Genomic DNA, 6,518 nt, shown 5'->3' on the forward strand with positions numbered 1-6,518 from the left:
TGAGTGGAGAATGTGATTGTTTGAGCGATATAAAGGTGGCGAGTCTGCCTTATTAGTCCATGTATTCTTCCCTCAAGAAAACGATATCGAGGATTTAAAAGAGTTTGAAGTACTTGTTTCTTCTGCTCAAATTGAAATTCTCGATATTGTGACAACTTCAAGAAAGTCCCCGCAAGCTAAATATTTTATTGGTGAAGGAAAAGCATTAGAAATCGCCGATAAAGTAAAAGAACTCAACGCCTCAGTGATTTTAGTCAATCATACCCTAACACCAACTCAAGAGCGTAATCTTGAACAGTTGTGTGAGTGTCGCGTAGTCGATAGAACAGGGTTAATTCTCGATATTTTTGCACAGCGTGCTAGAACACACGAAGGTAAATTACAAGTTGAATTGGCACAATTACAATATTTATCGACTCGATTAGTTCGTGGTTGGACTCATTTAGAACGTCAAAAAGGTGGGATTGGTCTTCGTGGACCGGGCGAAACTCAGTTAGAAACCGATAGACGATTAATCCGTCATCGTATTCAATTAATTTTATCAAGACTTGCTAAAGTTGAAAAACAACGCAATCAAAATCGTCAATCTAGAAACAAAGCAGATTTATCCACGGTATCATTAGTTGGTTATACTAATGCCGGTAAATCAACCCTGTTTAATGCATTAACTAATGCTGATGTTTATGCTGCCGATCAATTGTTTGCTACACTTGACCCAACTTTGAGGCGCATTAATGTCAAAGATGTTGGAGAAGTTGTTTTAGCTGATACCGTTGGATTTATTCGTCACTTACCCCATGATCTTATTGCCGCTTTTAAAGCAACTTTATTAGAAACACAAGAAGCATCACTGCTATTACATGTGGTTGATGCCGCTGATCCTAATCTATTAGATAATATTCATGCGGTTGATGAAGTTTTGTTGGAAATTGATGCACATGATATACCTACCTTGTTAGTGATGAATAAAATTGATTTAATCGAAGGTAAACAACCAAGTATCGATCGCGATGAAAATGGGGTACCAATCCGAGTTTGGATTTCCGCTCAAAATAGTTTAGGATTAGATCTCCTGTTTTCCGCATTGAAAGAGAGGCTTGTCAGGCAGATTCAAGTTTGTCAATTAAACTTACCTCCCTATTTAGCTAAACTTAGAAGCCGATTATATAAATTAAATGCGGTGGAGCATGAAATTATTGAAGATGACGGAAGTTTTCATCTGAATATAAGAATACCTTTAATTGAATGGAATCGCCTCTGTAAACAAGAGCCAGATCTGTTATACTTAATCAATACGCAAAATAACAACTAATTGTTAAATGGAGCATATAAAATATGGCGTGGAATCAGCCCGGCAATAACGGACAAGATAACGACCCATGGGGAAATAACAAGAAACCTTCCAATTCTTCGGCAGGAGGGATACTTGATCAAATCAAAAATCTCCTAAAAAACGGGAATTCAGGTAATAATCAGGGGTCTGCTGATATTAAATTACCAATGAATACTTCGAAAATTATTATGTTAATAGTAGCCGTGCTTGTCCTGATTTGGGCGGGGAGTGGTTTTTATACTATTAACCAAAATCAACGGGGGGTAATCACTCGTTTTGGGCAAGTTCAACCAGAAATTATCCAACCTGGTTTAAATTGGAATCCCTCTTTTATTGATAAAGTTTATAAAGTCGATACTCAGGGTACTTATAACTTTAATGTTCAGGGTGATATCATTACAACTAGTGATAAAGGTGAAAACTTAGTCTTTGTTGAAATGAACGTTCAGTATCGAATTAGCGATCCTATCAAATATCTATTTAATGTAACTAATGTTGAAGATAGTTTACGCCAAGCAGCTGATAGTGCACTTCGAACTTCTATTGGTAGTTCTAATATTGATGCAATTATTTCAGATGGTCGTGCAGTTTTAGAGAACAGCACTAAAGAAGAACTTAATAATGTTATTTCTCATTATGATATGGGGATTACTATTGTTGATCTTAACTTCCAAGTAGCTCGTCCTCCTGTCGAAGTACAAGATGCTTACGCTGATGCCATTCGAGCTCAAAATGATAGTGAGCGAGAAATAAAACAAGCTAAAGCTGATAAAGTTCAGTTAGTTCAGCAAGCGGAAGGTCGTTCAGCAACTATTTTAGCCGATGCAAATGCCTATAAAGTAAAAGTTGAATTAGAGGCCATTGGTGATGTTGCACGATTTGAAAAATTATTACCGCAATATAAAGCTGCCCCTGAAATTACTAAAGATCGTTTATATATTGAAACGATGGAAAAAATATTAACTAAAACCCAAAAAGTCATTGTTAATGATAAGAGTGGAAATTTGTTAGTATTACCATTAGAGCAATTAATGAAAAATAAAAGTGAACAATTACCTGAATCAGCTAACTTCTCAAATTTAGGTGGTGATAATAATATTAATCCACCCACTACTATACTAGAGAAAGTTGATAGTACTTCTCAAAATAATAATGAAGCACAAAATTCTATGACTGATAATAACAGTTCTACCAATCGCAGTAGACGAACTATGGGACGATAAGGAGAAAAAAGATGCGAAAATTATTGATTCCTATAGTTTTAATTTTAATGGTTGTACTTTATTCAAGTGTTTATGTTATTGAAGAAGGTACGCGCGGTGTTGTTTTACGTTTTAATAAGATAATTGGGTTATCAGAACCAGGTTTGCATTTTAAAATGCCACTGGTTGATAGTATTAAAACCATCGACGCTAAAATACAAACTACTAATAGTTCAAATAATAATAATGAAAAACGCTTTTTTAACGTTCAAAAGAAAGAGTTAATTGTAGACTATTTTGTCCAGTGGAAAATTGTTGATTTTAATCGTTATTATGAAACTATTGCGGGTGGTAATGATGTCAATGACTTAATCTTGGCTCGCTTAAATGGTCGTTTGCGTTCTGAAATTGGTAAATTAAGTAACCGAGATATCATTAATGATTCTAACGCTGATACTAAATCAAGAAATTCATTGATGACGAGTGTTAAAGATGCACTAAATGGTTCACTGCAAGATGTTGAAGAAAATTTACCTATTGATAAATTAGTCACTGATGCGAAAAAAGATCCTGAAAATAGTAAAACCAGTTTAAGGGCTTTTGGGGTAGTTGTGGTTGATGTTCGAATCAAACAAATTAATTTCCCAGCAGAAGTATCAGAATCAATTTATGCTAACATGCGAGCAGAACGTGGTGTTATAGCTCGAGAAAAGCGTTATGAAGGTAAAAAAACGGCTGAAGAAATAAGAGCAGAAGCTACATTTGAAAAAACTAAGATTATATCAGAAGCAGAGCGCCAAGCTCGTTCTATTCGTGGTGAAGGTGATGCAAATGCAGCTAAACTTTATGCGGATGCTTTTGGTAAAGATATTGAGTTTTTTAGCTTTATTCGTAGTTTAAAAGCTTATGAACAAAGTTTTACAGGTAATGATGTTATGGTCATTAGTCCTGATAGTGAATTTTTCAAATACATGAAACTAAAGTCTAACAAATAACACAATGAGTAAATAAACTATGAGTAATAATGTTGTTGTGCTAGGTACACAATGGGGTGATGAAGGCAAAGGAAAAGTTGTTGATTTACTCACAGAAAAAGCAAAATATGTGGTACGCTATCAAGGCGGACATAATGCTGGTCATACCTTAGTTATTAATGGTGAAAAGACAGTATTACATCTAATTCCATCAGGTATTTTACGTAATGACGTCATCAGTATCATTGCTAATGGTGTTGTGCTTTGCCCAGATGCGCTTATGAAAGAGATGAAAGAGCTTGAGGATAATGGTATTCCGGTTAAAGAGAGACTTCTTATTTCAGAATCATGTCCTTTAATTTTGCCTTACCATATAGCATTAGATCAAGCCCGAGAAAAAGCTCGTGGTAATAAAGCAATTGGTACCACCGGTCGTGGTATTGGTCCTGCATATGAAGACAAAGTGGCCCGTCGTGGATTACGTGTTGGTGATTTACGTGATCGCCAAGCATTTGCTGAAAAATTGAAGGAAGTCATGGAGTATCATAACTTCCAATTAGTTAATTACTACAAGTCAGAACCTGTTGATTATCATAAAGTTCTTGATGAAACTTTAGCGATTGCTGATATTTTAGTGGCTATGATTGCCGATATTCCGACTCTTTTAGAAGATGCTCGTAAAAAAGGCGAAAGAATCATGTTTGAAGGTGCACAAGGTACTTTGCTTGATATCGATCATGGTACCTATCCTTTTGTTACTTCTTCAAATACCACTGCTGGTGGTGTCGCAACAGGTTCAGGTTTTGGTCCTCGTTATGTTGGTTATGTATTAGGTATTGTTAAAGCTTATTCAACTCGTGTAGGTGCAGGTCCTTTCCCAACGGAATTATTTGATGATGTTGGTGAATATCTCTGTAAGCAAGGTAATGAATTTGGGGCAACGACCGGTCGTCGTCGCCGTACTGGATGGCTTGATGCTGTTGCAGTACGCAAAGCAGTGCAACTTAATTCAGTTTCTGGCTTTTGTTTAACTAAGCTTGATGTTTTAGATGGCCTTAAAGAGGTAAAAATTTGTGTCGGTTATCAATTACCAAATGGTGATGTGATTAAAAATGCACCGGCTGCTGCTGAAGATTGGAGTTTAGTCAAACCAGTGTATGAGTCTATGCCAGGTTGGAGCGAATCAACTTTTGGTATAAAAAGTTATGACGCTTTACCACAAGCAGCTAAAGCTTATATCAAGCGAATTGAAGAATTAACTGAAACACCAATTGATATTATCTCGACTGGACCAGATCGAAGTGAAACCATGATTTTACGTGATCCATATTCAGTATAATTTTAAATTAAGAAAAATCGGGAAAATTATCCCGATTTTTTATTTTAAGCTTATTAATAAAGTATAATGGTCTAAACCTATAAGAGGATATTATGGCGAAAATAGGGACACCGTTATCACCTAGTGCAACAAAAGTATTACTCTGTGGCGCAGGTGAATTAGCCAAAGAAGTTGTTATTGAATTGCAGCGTTTTGGCTGTGAAGTTATTGCTATTGATCGTTATGCTAATGCACCTGCGATGCAAGTTGCCCACCGTTATCATATTATCAATATGCTAGATGGTAATGAACTTAGAAAAGTTATCGAGGCTGAAAAACCTGACTATATTGTTCCTGAAATAGAAGCAATAGCAACCGACACCTTGGTCGAATTAGAAGAAGCCGGGTTTACTGTTATTCCCACCGCGAAAGCGACGCAATTAACGATGAATCGTGAAGGTATTCGTCGTCTGGCCGCAGAAGAACTTAAGTTACCAACCTCACCATACCGTTTTGCATCAAATGAAGCTGAATATAAACTCGCAGTTAAGGAAATAGGTTTTCCTTGTTTAGTTAAACCCGTAATGAGTTCCTCTGGCAAAGGACAATCTTTATTGAGAAGTGACGCGGATATTGAATCTTCTTGGAAATATGCACAAGAAGGTGGCCGAGCTGGTAGCGGTAAAGTCATTATTGAAGGTTTCGTTGATTTTGATTATGAAATTACCTTATTAACTGTTAGACACATTAATGGTGTTTCTTATTGTGAACCTATTGGTCATCGACAAGAAAACGGTGATTATCGCGAGTCTTGGCAACCACAGCAGATGTCAGATAATGCATTATGCTTAGCTAAAGATATCGCTACAAAAATAACCCAAGCTCTAGGTGGTTATGGTTTATTTGGTGTAGAATTATTTGTTAAAGGTGATCAGGTATGGTTTAGTGAAGTATCACCTAGACCACATGATACTGGAATGGTGACCTTAATATCGCAAAATCTGTCGGAGTTTGCATTGCATGCTAGAGCAATTCTCGGATTACCAGTACCATTAATAAAACAGTATGGTCCAAGTGCTTCGGCAGTATTGTTAGCAAATGGTGATTCGGATAGTGTTACTTTCGCTAATTTAGATAAAGTATTAAGTGAGCCTGATACTGATTTACGTTTATTTGGTAAACCAGAAGTTAAAGGAACCAGAAGAATGGGCGTTGCTTTAGCTAAAGCAGCAACGGTAGGTGAAGCAATTAAAAAAGCGGTTAATGCAATTAATCTGCTAAAAATAACCCTATAAACCGCTATTTTGATTAAAAATAAATCACTTGATGCAAAAAAAAAGAATTTTCTAAAATAGGGGGTTGACTACGACATTCGAAATGCGTAACATACGCAACCCTTGAGACAGCAAACTAAAACAAGAAATTGTGAAGTTAATTAATAAGCTGTCAGCTCTTTAAAAAGAAGAAACAGACAATCTGTGTGGGCACTTGCGAGACAAAAGATTAAAAGTCTACGGACTAAAAAATTAAGTCTTGATAAGTGACACTGAAGATTCATTTGAATTATGTCAGAGACAGTTATTGAGCATCAAACTTTAAATTGAAGAGTTTGATCATGGCTCAGATTGAACGCTGGCGGCAGGCTTAACACATGCAAGTCGAACGGTAACATGAGTGCTTGCACTTGATGA

The 6,518-nt window shown here is 36.3% G+C and carries 5 protein-coding genes and 1 rRNA gene; all 6 read left to right on the top strand.

Going from position 1 to position 6,518, the window contains the following annotated elements; translation table 11 throughout:
- The first annotated feature begins 16 nt into the window (after positions 1-16).
- Complete coding sequence (hflX, locus tag DKK79_RS00120; RefSeq protein ID WP_110422363.1) at positions 17-1,312, top strand: ribosome rescue GTPase HflX; 1,296 nt, start codon at positions 17-19, stop codon at positions 1,310-1,312.
- Positions 1,313-1,335: 23 nt separating this feature from the next.
- The gene (hflK, locus tag DKK79_RS00125) at positions 1,336-2,556 is read left to right on the top strand and encodes an FtsH protease activity modulator HflK (protein ID WP_110422364.1); all 1,221 of its coding nucleotides are present in this window, start codon (positions 1,336-1,338) and stop codon (positions 2,554-2,556) included.
- A gap of 11 nt (positions 2,557-2,567) precedes the next feature.
- Positions 2,568-3,530 carry a protease modulator HflC gene (hflC, locus tag DKK79_RS00130; RefSeq protein WP_110422365.1) on the top strand — a complete coding sequence of 321 codons (963 nt, stop codon included), beginning with the start codon at positions 2,568-2,570 and terminating at the stop codon, positions 3,528-3,530.
- A gap of 19 nt (positions 3,531-3,549) precedes the next feature.
- Positions 3,550-4,848, top strand: a complete 1,299-nt coding sequence (locus DKK79_RS00135; RefSeq protein ID WP_110422366.1) for an adenylosuccinate synthase — start codon at positions 3,550-3,552, stop codon at positions 4,846-4,848.
- Positions 4,849-4,940: 92 nt separating this feature from the next.
- Complete coding sequence (purT, locus tag DKK79_RS00140) at positions 4,941-6,122, top strand: formate-dependent phosphoribosylglycinamide formyltransferase (RefSeq protein WP_110422367.1); 1,182 nt, start codon at positions 4,941-4,943, stop codon at positions 6,120-6,122.
- Between the two features lie 302 nt (positions 6,123-6,424).
- Positions 6,425-6,518, top strand: a 16S ribosomal RNA gene (locus DKK79_RS00145); the annotation flags it as partial.

Source organism: Gilliamella apicola, from assembly GCF_003202915.1.
GTDB classification, from domain to species: Bacteria; Pseudomonadota; Gammaproteobacteria; order Enterobacterales; family Orbaceae; genus Gilliamella; species Gilliamella apicola_Q.

Bases quoted from the DNA above. Each gene is read 5' to 3' on its own strand.
- DKK79_RS00135 (WP_110422366.1), top strand. From the start codon at position 3,550: ATGAGTAATAATGTTGTTGTGCTAGGTACACAATGGGGTGATGAAGGC.
- hflK (WP_110422364.1), top strand. From the start codon at position 1,336: ATGGCGTGGAATCAGCCCGGCAATAACGGACAAGATAACGACCCATGG.
- hflC (WP_110422365.1), top strand. From the start codon at position 2,568: ATGCGAAAATTATTGATTCCTATAGTTTTAATTTTAATGGTTGTACTT.
- purT (WP_110422367.1), top strand. From the start codon at position 4,941: ATGGCGAAAATAGGGACACCGTTATCACCTAGTGCAACAAAAGTATTA.